15 protein-coding genes are annotated in these 13,774 nt (G+C 66.8%); 10 read left to right on the forward strand and 5 right to left on the reverse strand.

Annotated features, from left to right (window positions below; translation table 11 throughout):
- Positions 1 to 55 precede the first annotated feature (55 nt).
- Both FAZ21_RS07190 and glmS read right to left on the reverse strand, forming a co-directional pair.
- Entirely contained in the window at positions 56 to 763 is a 708-nt protein-coding gene (locus tag FAZ21_RS07190) for a HAMP domain-containing protein (protein ID WP_136772606.1), read from the reverse strand.
- A gap of 151 nt (positions 764 to 914) precedes the next feature.
- Entirely contained in the window at positions 915 to 2,714 is a 1,800-nt protein-coding gene (gene glmS, locus FAZ21_RS07195) for a glutamine--fructose-6-phosphate transaminase (isomerizing) (protein ID WP_136772607.1), read from the reverse strand.
- A gap of 379 nt (positions 2,715 to 3,093) precedes the next feature.
- Between glmS and FAZ21_RS07200 the strand changes: the two genes are divergently transcribed.
- The 10 genes from FAZ21_RS07200 to FAZ21_RS07245 all read left to right on the forward strand — a co-directional run bounded on the left by FAZ21_RS07200 (position 3,094) and on the right by FAZ21_RS07245 (position 11,547).
- Positions 3,094 to 4,122, forward strand: coding sequence for a cupin-like domain-containing protein (locus tag FAZ21_RS07200; protein WP_136772608.1), 1,029 nt, complete (start codon positions 3,094 to 3,096; stop codon positions 4,120 to 4,122).
- Positions 4,123 to 4,270: 148 nt separating this feature from the next.
- Positions 4,271 to 4,501 (forward strand): exodeoxyribonuclease VII small subunit, encoded by a 231-nt coding sequence (locus tag FAZ21_RS07205; RefSeq protein ID WP_136772609.1) that lies wholly within the window; start codon positions 4,271 to 4,273, stop codon positions 4,499 to 4,501.
- Complete coding sequence (locus FAZ21_RS07210; RefSeq protein WP_136772610.1) at positions 4,498 to 5,388, forward strand: polyprenyl synthetase family protein; 891 nt, start codon at positions 4,498 to 4,500, stop codon at positions 5,386 to 5,388. The genes FAZ21_RS07205 and FAZ21_RS07210 overlap by 4 nt, the downstream gene beginning before the upstream one ends.
- Positions 5,389 to 5,457: 69 nt before the next feature.
- Positions 5,458 to 7,305 carry a 1-deoxy-D-xylulose-5-phosphate synthase gene (dxs, locus tag FAZ21_RS07215; RefSeq protein WP_136772611.1) on the forward strand — a complete coding sequence of 616 codons (1,848 nt, stop codon included), beginning with the start codon at positions 5,458 to 5,460 and terminating at the stop codon, positions 7,303 to 7,305.
- Between the two features lie 105 nt (positions 7,306 to 7,410).
- Complete coding sequence (gene tmk, locus FAZ21_RS07220; protein WP_136772612.1) at positions 7,411 to 8,058, forward strand: dTMP kinase; 648 nt, start codon at positions 7,411 to 7,413, stop codon at positions 8,056 to 8,058.
- Positions 8,055 to 9,065, forward strand: coding sequence for a DNA polymerase III subunit delta' (gene holB / locus FAZ21_RS07225; RefSeq protein ID WP_136772613.1), 1,011 nt, complete (start codon positions 8,055 to 8,057; stop codon positions 9,063 to 9,065). The genes tmk and holB overlap by 4 nt, the downstream gene beginning before the upstream one ends.
- Positions 9,065 to 9,424, forward strand: coding sequence for a PilZ domain-containing protein (locus FAZ21_RS07230; protein WP_136772614.1), 360 nt, complete (start codon positions 9,065 to 9,067; stop codon positions 9,422 to 9,424). The genes holB and FAZ21_RS07230 overlap by 1 nt, the downstream gene beginning before the upstream one ends.
- A 105-nt stretch (positions 9,425 to 9,529) precedes the next feature.
- Entirely contained in the window at positions 9,530 to 10,300 is a 771-nt protein-coding gene (locus FAZ21_RS07235) for a TatD family hydrolase (protein WP_136772615.1), read from the forward strand.
- Positions 10,297 to 11,091: an MBL fold metallo-hydrolase gene (locus FAZ21_RS07240; RefSeq protein ID WP_136772616.1), complete on the forward strand. Its 795-nt coding sequence runs from the start codon at positions 10,297 to 10,299 to the stop codon at positions 11,089 to 11,091. Before FAZ21_RS07235 ends, FAZ21_RS07240 begins: the two co-directional genes overlap by 4 nt.
- A gap of 78 nt (positions 11,092 to 11,169) precedes the next feature.
- Complete coding sequence (locus FAZ21_RS07245) at positions 11,170 to 11,547, forward strand: DUF2237 family protein (RefSeq protein WP_136772617.1); 378 nt, start codon at positions 11,170 to 11,172, stop codon at positions 11,545 to 11,547.
- 137 nt (positions 11,548 to 11,684) lie between these two features.
- On the opposite strand, the gene FAZ21_RS07250 is transcribed toward FAZ21_RS07245, so the two are convergent.
- From FAZ21_RS07250 to FAZ21_RS07260, 3 genes are all read right to left on the reverse strand, one after another.
- Positions 11,685 to 12,302, reverse strand: a complete 618-nt coding sequence (locus FAZ21_RS07250) for a DUF2238 domain-containing protein (RefSeq protein WP_136772618.1) — start codon at positions 12,300 to 12,302, stop codon at positions 11,685 to 11,687.
- A 67-nt stretch (positions 12,303 to 12,369) separates the two neighbouring features.
- The gene (locus FAZ21_RS07255) at positions 12,370 to 12,846 is read right to left on the reverse strand and encodes a hypothetical protein (protein WP_136772619.1); all 477 of its coding nucleotides are present in this window, start codon (positions 12,844 to 12,846) and stop codon (positions 12,370 to 12,372) included.
- Positions 12,847 to 12,973: 127 nt separating this feature from the next.
- Positions 12,974 to 13,747 (reverse strand): MetQ/NlpA family ABC transporter substrate-binding protein, encoded by a 774-nt coding sequence (locus tag FAZ21_RS07260; protein ID WP_136772620.1) that lies wholly within the window; start codon positions 13,745 to 13,747, stop codon positions 12,974 to 12,976.
- Positions 13,748 to 13,774 lie beyond the last annotated feature (27 nt).

The following is a 13,774-nucleotide window of genomic DNA, read 5'->3' on the forward strand; positions in this document are numbered from 1 at the left end:
GCTCCGTGTGTTCCCTGTCCTCAATGGTTCAAGATTTGGGGCTTCGCCAACCCGCTCACATCCGATCCACCCGCAGCTCGCCGATCTCGTCGCGATGCTCGTGCATGCGGCCGGTGAGATCGCCGGCGGTGAGCTGTGCGGCGGCGCGGCCCATCGCACCCAGCCGGGCGCGCAGTTTGCGCGCCACCTGCCACTGGCTGGCGACGATCAGCAGGGTGGCCAGCGTCAGCGGCAGCAGCGTGGTCATCGCCAGCCCGGCGATGCTGGCGTCGATGGTTGCCGCGGCGCCGCGCGATGCCTGCCGCGCGGCGGTGGACACTTCATCCAGCGTCGCCAGCGTGGGCACGAGGTCGTTGCGGTAGATCTGTTCTGGGATGTTGAGCGCGTCGGCCGGATTGTCGGCGGAAATGGCGACCGCGCTGTTCAGTTGCCGCAGGTAGTTGCGCCAGCCGCCGGCCAGCGCGGTATCCAGTGGCGCGAAGGCGGCGCCCAGTTCGGTACGCGCGGTGGCGGTACGGGCGGCGACGGTGCGTTCGGCGCTGGCGATGCGCTGTTGCGCATCCGGCGCCAGCGGGTCGAGCCGGGACAGCGTGAGCATTTCGCTGCGCATGTCCGACAGCGCGGCCAGCGCCTGCTGGGTGGCGCGATCGGCGCGGAAATCCTCCGCCACGCGGTGTGTCTTCCAGGCGACCCAGCCGCCCAGGCCAAGCAGGGCGAGCACGGTCAGCGTGCTGACCAGCTTGAGTTGGGCGGCGATCCTCATACGGTCCATTCCGGCGGGTGGTTATATTAGCCGGCGATGATATGAAGGGTGCGTTACTGCGCCATGACAAGTGCGCGCGCCACGGGCAAAAAAAACCGGGTACTAGGACCCGGTTGGGAAAGCTCGCCCTGGATTGCAGGCGGGCGAGGGGCTATTCGTTGATGGCGGCCTTGGTCAGGTTGCGTGGGCTGTCGATCTCGGTGCCCAGGTTCAGGGCGGCGCGATAGGCCAGCATCTGCATTGCCACGGCGTACAGGATGGGGTTCAACCCGCGCAGGCCGGCCGGCATGCGGATGGCGTTGAAGCGCTCGCCCGCCGCCAGCGCGGCGTCGGACAGCACGAACAGCTCGCCACGCCGTGCGCGCACTTCCTGAAGGTTGGTCAGCAGTTTTTCCGCGTGCCGGTTCCACGGCATGCAGGCCACGACCGGCAGATCGCGGTCCACCAGCGCCAGCGGGCCGTGCTTGAGCTCACCGCCCGGGTAGCCTTCGGCGTGCAGGTAGGCGACTTCCTGGAACTTGTGCGCGCCTTCCATGGCGATGGGGTAGAGCATGTGGCGCGCGGTGCACAGCAGCAGCGGGTGATCGACCAGCCGGTGCGCCCATTGCGCGAACTGCGGCTCCAGCCGCAGCACTTCGTTCACCGATTCGGGCAACTGCGCCAGTTCGCTCTCGATGGTGGCGAGTTCGGCGTTGGTGACGAAGCCCAGCGCGCGCGACAGGCCCAGCGCCAGCCGGTACAGCGCCAGCAACTGGGTGGTGAAGCTCTTGGTGGAAGTCACGCCGATCTCGGGACCGGCCTCGGTGCAGTAGCCGAAGTGCGTCGCGCGCATCAGCGAGCTGTCGGCCACGTTGCTGATCGCCAGCGTATAGAGCGCGCCCAGCTTCTGCGCCTGGGCGATGGCGGCCAGGGTGTCGATCGTCTCGCCCGACTGGGAGATACCGATCACCAGTGCCCGGCGCGGCATCGCGGCTTCACGGAAGCGGTATTCGCTGGCGGTTTCCACCGAGGTGGGCAGGCCGGTGAGCGCTTCGATCCAGTAGCGCGCGGTGAGCGCGGCATGGCCGCTGCTGCCGACGCCGATCAGCACCACCGATTCCACCGATGGCAGGTTGCGCGCGGCTTCGTCGCCCAGCATGGTCGCCAGGTCGGGCGCCAGCCCCTGCTGGCCGAGCGAATCGGCCAGGATGATGGGCTGCTCGCGGATTTCCTTTTCCATGTAATGCTGGAAGAAATCGGGTACCAGCGCGTCGGGGCGGATCTGTTCGGGCACGCGGTGCGCCTGCATGGCGCGGATATCGATGATGTCGATGCGATCCGGCGTCAGGCGCGCCACGTCGCCGTGCTCCAGCCTGATGAATTCGTTGGCCAGCGGTTGCAGCGGCGTCACCTGATCGGCGAACAGCGTGCCGGTCGGCGTGGCGGCCAGCAGCATCTGGGCGTGCTGGGTGGCGCAGATGATCTGCTGCGGGTGTGCGCGCGACATCACGGCGCAACTGAATACGCCCTTGAGTTCGTGCACCGCCGCGTGCACCGCGCGCAGCAGGTCGGGTTGCAGCGTCAGGTGCCAGCGCAGCAGTGCGGCGAACAGCGAAGCGGGCTTGAGGTCCAGCGGCGTGATGCCCTGCACCAGCAGGTGGTCGGCCACCGGGGCGGTATTGGCGATGGCGCCGCGGAACTGCACCGCGATCTGGCTTTCGAGCTTTGCCTCGTGCCCCTCGCCGGGCTGTGCCTGCCAGTCCAGCCGCAGGATCACGCTATGCGCTTCCAGCGCCGCCCAGCGTGACGCCAGCGCGCCGACGCGCAGCGGCTCGCGCCCGTGGACCATGTCACCGCCGCCCGCGCTCAGCCAGCCCACTTCGCCATAGCCATCGGCGCTCAGGCGCTCGACCGCTTTGCGCAGTATCTCGGCCGCCGACCCACTACACACCGCGCCAACCAGATTGCTCATGCCCACATCCTCGAAAGTCTCTGAACCATCCTAGTCCGCCGAAGGGAACGGAGAAAGCCAATGGTGTTCACCCGAGCGGCTCCGCGTGCCCGGTTCCGCGCCCCCCCGATCAAGGCGGCGACGCGCCATACCGGGCGGCGGGGAAGGTCAATGCCAGCGTCACTGCGCCTGGCATGGTAGAAGAATTGTGGGGGTGGGGGAGCGATCTGCACCGCCCTGCACGGGATGGGCCATGCCATCGGGTGGGAGGCACCCTTGATCGTCGCCTGCCGACTGGTGCCGCCCGCCGGGCTTGTTTGCGCGGGGGGCGCACGCGCAGAATCCGGCAACACCGAGCGTCGTACAGGCGCCGACGATGACGAACCCACTGGAGGAGTTCATGAACGAACGTGTCGCGCAGGCCACGGCCCCGCAACCGATGACCGACGACTGGCGCCGCTGGCTGGCGGAGAACCTGTTGCTCGGCAATGATCCGCAACAATTGCTCGGCGTGCTGGTCGGCAACGGCTTCACGCCCGCCGACGCCCGGCTGGAGGTGGAGCAGGCACTGTCCAGCCCGTATCTGGCCGGTGCGCAGCGGCTGAAGAATCGCGTCGCCAAGCGCGACTGGGTGCTGGCCTGTCAGCGCAAGCTCAACCGCCAGCGCAGTACCGAGGTGCCGCGCCGCGAGCGGCTGTCCACCGAGGAGTTCTTCGAGCATTACTACAGCGCCGCGCGCCCGGTGATCATCACCGGGATGATGGACGACTGGCCGGCGATGCGGAAATGGAGCCTCGATCATTTTCGGCAGGGCTGGGCGGAACGCGAGGTGGAGGTGCAATTTGGCCGCAATGGTGATCCGCACTACGAGCTGAACAAGCTGGCGCACAAGCGGGTGATGAAGTTCGGCGACTTCGTGGACCAGGTGCGCGATGCCGGCCGTACCAACGATTTCTACATGACCGCCACCAACGATTCGCTCAACCGGCGTGCGTTGACCGAGCTATGGGACGACATCGTGCAGGTGCCGGCCTACCTGGATGGTGGCCGGGGCGCGCAGGGTTTTCTCTGGCTGGGCCCGGCCGGGACCATCACCCCGTTCCACCACGATCTGACCAACAACTTCATGGCGCAGGTGATCGGCCGCAAGCGGCTGCTGCTGATGCCCGCATGCGAGATCGCCAGCGTCTACAACCATTCGCACTGCTTCACCCACGTGGACGGGCGCGACATCGACTACGCGCGGTTTCCGGCGATGCGCGATGCGCAGGTGCTGGAATGCACGCTCAACCCCGGCGAGATATTGTTCCTGCCGGTGGGGTGCTGGCATTTCGTCGAAGGGCTGGATGTGTCGTGCACCGTGTCGTTCACCAATTTCCGCTGGGATAACGACTACTCCAGTTTTTATCCGACGATGCAGGAGTTCTGAGCGCGGCGTTTCCCATGCCACGTGCGTATCCGGTTCCACCGGCGGCCCGCCTCGCATCGCGCGCGGGGCGGCCAGCCCGGTTTGACGTGGCGCGGGCCTTTCCGTTATTTTCCCTCGATTCCCCAGCCCTCCGCGTTATCCCCCCGCCATGTCGAAAGCAGCCAAACAGCCCGAGTCCTTCGAGGCCGGCTTTGCCGAACTCGAAACGCTGATCGGCGAACTCGAATCGGGCAACCTGCCCCTGGAAGCCTCCCTCAACGCCTATCGGCGCGGCCAGGAACTGCTGCGCTACTGCGAAGCGCGGCTCGCGGATGCCGAGCAACAGCTCCGCATTCTGGAAGCCGGCGAACTCAAGCCGTTCACGCCGGAGGCGCAATGAGCGAATTCAAGGCGTGGATGCGCGACGTGCAGTCGCGCACCGAAGACACCCTTTCCGCCGTGCTGCCGCCGGCCAATCACCTGCCGGCGCGGCTGCATGATGCCATGCGCTACGCAGTGCTCGACGGCGGCAAGCGTGTGCGCCCGTTGCTGGCATTCGCCGCTGGCGAGCTGACCGGCGCCGATCCGCGCCGCCTGGCCTACGCCGGGGCGGCGGTGGAACTGATCCACGCCTATTCGCTGGTGCACGACGACATGCCGCCGATGGACAACGACGTGCTGCGGCGCGGCAAGCCCACCGTGCACGTGCAGTACGACGAAGCCACCGCGCTGCTGGCGGGCGATGCCTTGCAGACGGCCGCGTTCGAGGTGCTGTCGCAACAGGTGCTGGCTGACGATGTGGCAGTACAGCTCAAGATGGTCGGCATCCTGGCCCGCGCCGCCGGCAGCAATGGCATGTGCGGCGGCCAGGGCATCGACCTGTACAGCGTCGGTCATACGCTGTCGCTGCCCGCGCTGGAGATGATGCATATCCTCAAGACCGGCGCGCTGATCCGCGCGGCGGTGCTGCTGGGCGTGCATTGCGGCCAGCCGCTGGGCGACGCCGAGCTGGAGCGCGTCGATCATTTCGCCAAATGCATGGGGTTGGCGTTCCAGGTGGTGGACGACATCCTCGACGAAGAGGCCGACACCGCCACGCTGGGCAAGACCGCCGGCAAGGATGCCGCCAACAACAAGCCCACCTACGTGGCGTTGCTGGGCATGGCCGGCGCCAAGCAAAAGGCTGCCGAGCTCCAGGCCGAGGCGCACGCCGCGCTGGCGCCGTTCGGCGACCGGGCCCGCCGCCTGGCCGAGCTGGCCGACTACATCGTCGCGCGTAACAATTGAATGCCTCCGAACGAGCCTTCGTTCCTTGATCCTCAGAGACCTACCGCGCCAAGCACGGGCCTACCCATCATGACGTCGCTTCTCGACACCATTACCTGTCCGGCCGACCTGCGTCGGCTGGAACGCCGCGCGCTGCCGCAGCTTGCCGCCGAACTGCGCGCCTTCCTGCTCGATTCGGTCAGCAAGACCGGTGGTCACTTCGCCTCCAACCTGGGCGCGGTGGACCTGACCGTGGCGCTGCACTACGTGTTCGATACACCGCACGACCGGCTGGTCTGGGACGTGGGCCACCAGAGCTACCCGCACAAGGTGCTGACCGGCCGTCGCCAGTTGATGCACACCATGCGCAAGCAGGGCGGGCTGGCGGGCTTTCCCAAGCGTGAGGAAAGCGAATACGACACCTTCGGCGTCGGGCACTCCAGCACCTCGATCGGCGCCGCGCTGGGCTTTGCCGAGGCGGCCAGGCTCAAGGGCGAGGATCGCCGCGCCATCGCCGTGATCGGCGACGGCGCCATGACCGCCGGCCAGGCGGTGGAAGCGCTGTTCAACGCCGGTCATCGCGATGTGAACCTGCTGGTGATCCTGAACGACAACGAGATGTCGATCTCGCCCAATGTCGGCGCCTTCAACAACTACCTGGCGCGGCTGCTGTCGGGCAAGTTCTACAACGGTTTTCGCAACGCGTCCGGCAAGGTGCTGGGCGCCGTGCCGCCACTGCGTGAACTGGCGAAGAAGGGCGAGGAGCACGTCAAGGGCTTCTTCTCGCCGGCCACGCTGTTCGAGGAACTGGGCTTCAACTACATCGGCCCCATCGACGGGCACGATCTCGATACCCTGCTGACCACGCTGAACAACATCAAGCAACTGCGCGGGCCGCAGTTCCTGCACGTGGTCACCAAGAAAGGCCAGGGCTACAAGCTGGCGGTGGACGACCCGGTGAAGTACCACGCCGTCACCCCGTTCACGCCCGAGAACGGCATGGCCGGCGGCAAGGGCGGCGGCAAGATCAACTACACCCAGGTGTTCGGCGACTGGCTGTGCGACATGGCGCGCGCCGACGACAAGCTGGTGGGGATCACCCCCGCCATGCGCGAGGGCTCCGGGCTGGTGCGCTTCGAGCAGGAATTTCCCGAGCGCTATTTCGACGTCGGCATCGCCGAGCAGCATGCCGTCACCTTTGCCGCCGGGCTGGCGTGCGAGGGCCTGAAGCCGGTGGTGGCGATCTACTCCACCTTCCTGCAACGCGCCTACGACCAGTTGATCCACGACGTGGCGTTGCAGAACCTGGACGTCACCTTCGCCATCGACCGTGCCGGGTTGGTGGGCGCCGATGGCCCGACCCACGCGGGCTCGTTCGACCTGTCCTACCTGCGCTGCGTGCCGAACATGGCCGTGCTGGCGCCGGCCGACGAAAACGAATGCCGCCAGATGCTGTATAGCGCTTACCAGCATCCCGGCCCCGCCGCCGTGCGTTACCCGCGCGGCACCGGCCCCGGCGTGACGATCCAGGCCGGAATGACCGGCGTACCGTGGGGCCGTGGCGAGATTCGCCGCCAGGGCGGCAAGGTGGCGATCCTGGTGTTCGGCACGCTGCTGGATGCCGCGTTGCAGGCCGGCGAGGAACTCGGCGCAACGGTCGCCAACATGCGCTTCGTCAAGCCGCTGGATACCGCCCTGATCGCACAACTGGCCGCCAGCCACGAACTGCTGGTCACCGTCGAGGAAAACGCCATCATGGGCGGCGCGGGCAGCGCGGTACTTGAGGCACTGGCCGCCGCCGGCATGCCGCAACCGGTGCTGCAACTGGGCCTGCCCGACCATTACGTCGAGCATGGCGATCAGAAGCAGTTGCTGGTCGAATGCGGGCTGGATGCGGCGGGGATCGCCGCCAGCATCCGGCAGCGACTGGCCGTGTGACCCGACCCATGCCCGGGCGGGCGTTGCCGCTGGATCGAGCCCTGCCGCTGCGGGGGCCGTGGCCCTGATCCTGCGGTAACCCGTGCCTGTGCGACAATGCCTGCCATGAATTCTCCTTCCCCCTCCCGTGGCCGCTTCATCACCGTCGAAGGCGTCGATGGCGCCGGCAAGAGCACGCAACTGGCGTGGCTGGCCGGCTGGCTGACCGCGCGCGGCGTGCGCCTGATCCAGACCCGCGAGCCGGGCGGCACGCCGCTGGGCGAGAAGCTGCGCGACTGGCTGCTGGCCGAGCCGATGCACCTGGAAACCGAGGCATTGCTGATGTTCGCCGCGCGACGCGAGCACCTGGCCGCCGTGATCGAACCGGCGCTGGCGCGCGGGGACTGGGTATTGTGCGATCGCTTCACCGACGCCAGCTTTGCCTATCAGGGCGGCGGGCGCGGGCTGTCGCCGGCCAAGGTGGCGGTGCTGGAAGACTGGGTGCAGGGCAGCGGCGCCGAGCGCCTCGAACCCGACCTCACGCTGTTGTTCGATGTGCCGCCCGATGTTTCCGCTGCGCGCATGGCGCAAGGCCGCGAGCTGGATCGCTTCGAGCGCGAAGCCGGCGATTTCCATGCCCGCGTGCGCGACGCCTACCTGGCGCGCGCCGCCAGCGCGCCCGACCGCATCCGGGTGATCGACGCCCAGGGCACGCCGGCGCAGATCCAGGCCGCGCTGGCGCAGGCATTGCCCGGCTGGCTGGGGCTGCCATGATCGATATCACGCTCTATCCCTGGCAGCAGCCTACATGGGATGCGCTGCTGGCGGGCACGGCGCGCATGCCGCATGCGCTGCTGCTGACCGGCGAGACCGGCATCGGCAAGCGTCGTTTCGCCGAACGGCTGGCCGCGTGGTTCCTCTGTGAATCGCAGGACAAGGGGGCCGAGCCGTGCGGGGTCTGCGAGGGCTGCCGCTGGTTCGCCGCGGGCAACCATCCCGACTACCGCGTGCTGGCTCCGGGCGACGAGTCGGACGAGGAAGAAGAGGGCGCCAAGGCCAAGCGGCGGTTCCCGGTGATCGGCGTGGACGAAGTGCGCGCACTCAACGACTTCGTCAATCTCACCTCGCATCGCGGCGGCACCCGCGTCACCGTGGTCTATCCGGCCGAGAGCCTGAACCTGGCGGCGGCCAATGCGTTGCTCAAGACGCTGGAGGAGCCGCCTGCCGGCGCGCAGTTCATCCTGGTGGCGCACCACTGGCGCCGCCTGCTGCCCACCATCCGTAGCCGTTGCCGCATCTTTCCGCTGCCCATGCCTGACCATCACGCCGCGGCCGGGTGGCTGGCGCAGCAGGGCGTGGTCGATCCCGAGCTGCATCTGCACCACACCGGTGGCGCGCCACTGGCCGCGCTGGAGGATGCCAGCGCCGAATGGCTGGGCACGCGCCGCGCGTTGCTGGAACACCTGGCCAATCCGGGTGCGATGGATGTGCTGGCGGTGGCGGGCGAGCTGGAGAAATCCAAGCTGGATGCCGCGCTGGTCATCGCCTGGCTGCAAAAATGGGTCTACGATCTGGTCGGGATGGGGCTGGCGGGAAAAGTCCGCTACTATCCTGATTGCAAAGACGATTTGGCACGGCTATCCGTGCGAGCGCCGCAGTTGCTGAAGTACGGCGAACGCCTGCTGGAAGCCCAGCGGCTGGCGCACCATCCGCTGAATCTGCGGCTCGTCTACGAAACCCTTCTCAATGACTACGTTGCGGCATTCCGCAAGGGGCGCTAATGGAAGCACCGAAGCCTGCCAGCCGGCCGGGCGTACTTTCGCTCAACATCAAGGAAAAGGCGGCGCTGTACGCCTCCTACATGCCTTTCGTGCAGGGCGGCGGTATCTTCATCCCGACTTCCAAGCCATACCGGCTGGCGGATGAAGTATTCATGCTGCTGTCGCTGCTGGACGATCCGGCCAAGATCGCCGTCTCCGGCCACGTGGTATGGGTGACGCCGCAGGGCGCGCACAACAACCATCAGCAGGGCATCGGCGTGCAGTTCTCCAACAACGAAGCCGGCGCCCAGGCGCGCAACAAGATCGAAGCCCTGCTGGGCGGCTATCTGCAAAGCAGCCGTACCACGCATACGATGTGATGATGTGAGGTGCGGGGCGTTTCCTCGGCCGGCACCTTGCCTCATGCCTCTTGCATTCGCAGCCAGACGATTCCACCCCTCACGCCTCTCTTCTCACCCTTCTCCATGTTCATCGACTCCCACTGCCACATCAATTTCCCCGAACTCGCCGAGAACATCGACGGCCTGCTGTCCGCCATGGCGGACAACCGGGTCACGCATGCGCTGTGCGTATCGGTGAACCTGCCCGAGTGGCCGGGGGTGATGGCGCTGGCCGAGGCGCACGACAACATCTTCGCTTCCGTGGGTGTGCATCCGGATTACGAGGACGTGGAAGAGCCCACCGTCGCCGGTCTGGTCGAACTGGCGCAACGTCCCAGGGTGGTGGCCATCGGTGAAACCGGGCTGGACTACTATCGGCTGGAGGGCGATCTGGCGTGGCAGCGCGAGCGCTTCCGCATCCATATCCGCGCCGCGCGGCAGACCGGGCTGCCGCTGATCATCCATACCCGCGCCGCCAGCGAAGACACCATCCGCATCCTTCAGGAAGAGGGTGCGGCCGAGGTCGGCGGCGTGATGCACTGCTTCACCGAAAGCTGGGAAGTGGCGCAGGCGGCCATGGCGCTGGGGTTCTACATCTCGTTTTCCGGCATCGTCACCTTCAAGAAGGCCGAGGAACTGAAGGAAGTGGCGCGCCGCGTGCCGCTGGAGCGGATGCTGATCGAAACCGATTCGCCATACCTTGCGCCGGTGCCGTATCGTGGCAAGACCAACCAGCCGGCGTGGGTGAAGCACGTGGCCGAGCATATCGCCGATCTCAAGGGCGTGACGGTGGCCGAAGTGGCCGCCGCCACCACCGACAACTTCTTCAAGCTGTTCCGGCGGGCGACGCCATGAGCCGCGCGCCGGCGCCCGAGCGGGTGGAAGTCACGCTGTTGGGCGTCGGTTCCAGCGGCGGCACGCCGGCGCTGGGTTGCGATTGTCCCACCTGCACCTCGCACGATCCGCGCAACACGCGCACCCGCACGTCGGCCGTGTTCAGCGTCGGCGGGCGCCACCTGCTGATCGATACCGGGCCGGACCTGCGGCAGCAGGCGCTGCGCGAGCAGATCATGCGGCTGGACGCCGTGCTCTACACCCATCCGCACGCCGATCACATCCACGGCATCGACGACCTGCGCGCCTGGTGCTGGCTGCAAAAGGGCGCGCTGCCGGTCTACGGCAACCAGCTCACGCTGGAACACATCAAGAGCCGTTTCACCTATACGCTGCTCAGCCCCAACGAATACTGGGACAAGCCGGTGCTGACGCTGCACGAGGTGGAGCGGGAATCGTTCGTGGCCGGCGGGGTGCGGGTGCAGCCGGTGCCGCTGCTGCATGGCAAATGGCCGATCCTGGGCTTCCGCGTGGGCAACGTGGCTTTTCTGACCGATGTCTCGGCGGTGCCGGAGGAAAGCTTCGCGCTACTGGAGCGGCTGGACGTGCTCATCCTCGACTGCCTGCGCGAGCGCGAACACCCCACCCATCTCAGCGTGGCGCAATCACTGGCACTGGCACGCCGCATCGGCGCCCGGCGCACGGTGCTGATCCACATGACGCATGAACTGGAATACCACGCGCTGGGCGCACGCCTGCCGCCGGGCGTGGAAGTCGGCTACGACGGCATGCGGCTGCACGGCGGCTTCTGACGCGCCCTGGCGCGGCCGGTCGCAATCGTCCCGCACGCTGTCCATACTGTGAACGCCGTCACAGCAAAGAGAACCGCAATGAGCGATGCCGCGCAGATCAGCGTGCTGGGCCTGCCGCTGTTTCCCTGCAACTTCGACCCGGCCACCGGCTACGAGCGCAATGGCTTCTGCGCCGAGTGCCAGGGCGACGCGGGGCAGCACACGGTATGCGCGCGCATGACCGAAGAGTTCCTGGCGTTCTCCGCCGAGCGCGGCAACGACCTGATGACCCCACGCCCCGACTGGGGCTTCCCCGGTCTCAAACCCGGCGACCAATGGTGCGTCTGCGCCGGGCGCTGGATCGAAGCGCTGCTCGAAGGCAAGGCACCCCCGATCCTGCTGGCCGCGACGCACGAAGCGATCCTGGAGCATCTCTCGCTGGAAACGCTGGTGGCGTATGCGCTGGATCGGCCGTAGGCGGCCTGACTTGTAATTCTGTAGACACAGAGCGCACTGAGAGCCCAGAGAGCACGGAGAAAAACTCAAAGGGCTAACCCGAACCAGGTTTCTCTGTGGGCTCCGAGTTCTCTGTGCCTACAGATTTTGCCTGTCAACTACACCGGCTTCACCGTCTGCCGCGCCATCTGCCTGTCGTGCCAGCGCGACAGCAGCAGCAGGGCCACCACGGCGCCCAGTAGCGCGAAGCCCATGTCGGATTGGGTATCCCATTCGTAGCCCTGCGTGCCGAGGAACTCGTCCGCGCCCTGGCCCATGATCACCGCCGCGCCCCATTCCACCAGCTCGTATACGGCGGAGATCGCCATGGCCACGCAGCCGGAAAGGAAGCTGGCCATCAGGCGATGGCGATGGTTGAGGAAACGGCCCCGCAGCAGGATCTCGCGCGCGATCAGCACCGGCACGAAGCCCTGGGCGAAATGGCCGATCTTGTCGTAGGGATTGCGTGTCAGGCCGAACCAGTCCTCCATCCAGAAGCCCAGCGGCACGTGCGCGTAGGTATAGGTGCCGCCGTAGATCAGGATCAGCGCGTGCAGCGCGATCAGCACATACAGCAACGGTGTCAGCGGGAAGGCGTGGCGGGTGGCGATCAGCACTGGAATCGCGATCAGTACCGGCAGCACCTCCATCCACCAGGTCAGGCGATCGGTCGGGGCGATGCCGGAGGCGATCAGCGCGGCGACGACCAGGGCAAGCAACAGGGTGGGCAGTTTCATGGCGGGGCCGGCAGGCAAAGAAACGAACTATATGCCAAAGCCCGGCCGTGCCGCTGTGGCGGGGGGATCAGTCCGCCTGCCGCGTCAGGCAGTTGTCGCGTTCCACCTCGGTGGCGCCCGATTGCAGCACGCCCAGCGCGTAGCCCTTCAGTGCCACGGCGCCGGCCAGGCACAGGCGCTCGCCGTCGATGCGGTAGGCCAGCTTGCGGTCGATGGGCTGGCCGCCCAGGTCGCCCCGGAGATGGAAGACGACATTGCTGCGTTGTTCGTAGATGAAGCTGGCGGCGGGAACGGGATCGCCCTCGGGCTGGCTGCATGCGGCATCGCGATAGAAGCGGATCGATGCGCTCAGCCGATCCGGCGCCGCGAAGCGGAAATCATTGCGCGCCCACGCGGGCGCTTCGCTCGCCGCGCGGCTGGGCACGGCGGCGCAGGTTTCGCTCAGCCAGTGGCCGGGCAGCGCCTCCGCGGGGGCGGGCGCGGCGGCGTGGGTCAGGCCGCAAAAGGCGAATGCGAACAAGGGAAGGGCGATGCGACGGGTCATGGCGCGGCTCCGGCTGGCGATCCGCACATTGTCGCGGCGGCATGGCGCGCAGTGCGCGTGAAGAATGGCGTAAAAAAACAGGCCGCATGGCGCGGCCTGTTCGTCACGGGGCAGGGGCAACGTTCGATCAGAACGCCGGCACCACCGCGCCCTGGTACTTCTGTTCCAGGAACTGCTTCACTTCCGGGCTGTTCAGCGCGGCGGCCAGTTTCTTCATGGCCGGGCTGTTCTTGTTGTCCGGGCGGGCGACCAGGATGTTTACGTAAGGCGATTGCTTGCCTTCGATGGCCAGCGCGTCCTTGGTCGGGTTCAGCTTGGCTTCCAGCGCGTAGTTGGTGTTGATCAGCGCCAGGTCCACCTGGTTCAGCACGCGCGGCAGGGTGGCGGCTTCCAGTTCCTTGATCTTCAGCTTCTTCGGGTTGCCGGTGATGTCCTTCACCGTGGCGAGCACGTTCTTGTTGTTCTTCAGCTTGATCACGCCGGCCTTGTCCAGCAGCAGCAGTGCGCGGCCGCCATTGGTGGGATCGTTCGGGATCGCCACGGTGGCGCCTTGCGGCAGGTCGGCCAGCTTCTTGATCTTGGTGGAGTACGCACCGAACGGCTCGACGTGCACGCCGGTCACCACCACCAGGTTGGTGCCCTTACCCTTGTTGAATTCATCCAGATAAGGCTTGTGCTGGAAGAAGTTGGCATCCAGGCGTTTTTCGGCCACCTGCACGTTGGGTTGCACGTAATCGGTGAACACCTTCACGTCCAGCTCCACGCCTTGCTTGGCGAGCTGCGGCTTGACGAATTCCAGGATCTCGGCGTGCGGCACGGCGGTGGCGGCCACCGTCAGCTTGTCGGCGGCATGCGCGGAGAACGCCGCGAACGCGGCGACGAGTACGAGCAGTTTCTTCATTTGATGTTCCTTTTGGGAGGGGAAGGG

Origin of the sequence: Chitiniphilus eburneus (genome assembly GCF_005048205.1) — a bacterium.
In the GTDB taxonomy this organism is placed as follows: Bacteria; Pseudomonadota; Gammaproteobacteria; order Burkholderiales; family Chitinibacteraceae; genus Chitiniphilus; species Chitiniphilus eburneus.

Bases quoted from the DNA above. Each gene is read 5' to 3' on its own strand.
- FAZ21_RS07190 (WP_136772606.1), bottom strand. From the start codon at position 763: ATGAGGATCGCCGCCCAACTCAAGCTGGTCAGCACGCTGACCGTGCTC.
- glmS (WP_136772607.1), bottom strand. From the start codon at position 2,714: ATGAGCAATCTGGTTGGCGCGGTGTGTAGTGGGTCGGCGGCCGAGATA.
- FAZ21_RS07200 (WP_136772608.1), top strand. From the start codon at position 3,094: ATGAACGAACGTGTCGCGCAGGCCACGGCCCCGCAACCGATGACCGAC.
- FAZ21_RS07205 (WP_136772609.1), top strand. From the start codon at position 4,271: ATGTCGAAAGCAGCCAAACAGCCCGAGTCCTTCGAGGCCGGCTTTGCC.
- FAZ21_RS07210 (WP_136772610.1), top strand. From the start codon at position 4,498: ATGAGCGAATTCAAGGCGTGGATGCGCGACGTGCAGTCGCGCACCGAA.
- dxs (WP_136772611.1), top strand. From the start codon at position 5,458: ATGACGTCGCTTCTCGACACCATTACCTGTCCGGCCGACCTGCGTCGG.
- tmk (WP_136772612.1), top strand. From the start codon at position 7,411: ATGAATTCTCCTTCCCCCTCCCGTGGCCGCTTCATCACCGTCGAAGGC.
- holB (WP_136772613.1), top strand. From the start codon at position 8,055: ATGATCGATATCACGCTCTATCCCTGGCAGCAGCCTACATGGGATGCG.
- FAZ21_RS07230 (WP_136772614.1), top strand. From the start codon at position 9,065: ATGGAAGCACCGAAGCCTGCCAGCCGGCCGGGCGTACTTTCGCTCAAC.
- FAZ21_RS07235 (WP_136772615.1), top strand. From the start codon at position 9,530: ATGTTCATCGACTCCCACTGCCACATCAATTTCCCCGAACTCGCCGAG.
- FAZ21_RS07240 (WP_136772616.1), top strand. From the start codon at position 10,297: ATGAGCCGCGCGCCGGCGCCCGAGCGGGTGGAAGTCACGCTGTTGGGC.
- FAZ21_RS07245 (WP_136772617.1), top strand. From the start codon at position 11,170: ATGAGCGATGCCGCGCAGATCAGCGTGCTGGGCCTGCCGCTGTTTCCC.
- FAZ21_RS07250 (WP_136772618.1), bottom strand. From the start codon at position 12,302: ATGAAACTGCCCACCCTGTTGCTTGCCCTGGTCGTCGCCGCGCTGATC.
- FAZ21_RS07255 (WP_136772619.1), bottom strand. From the start codon at position 12,846: ATGACCCGTCGCATCGCCCTTCCCTTGTTCGCATTCGCCTTTTGCGGC.
- FAZ21_RS07260 (WP_136772620.1), bottom strand. From the start codon at position 13,747: ATGAAGAAACTGCTCGTACTCGTCGCCGCGTTCGCGGCGTTCTCCGCG.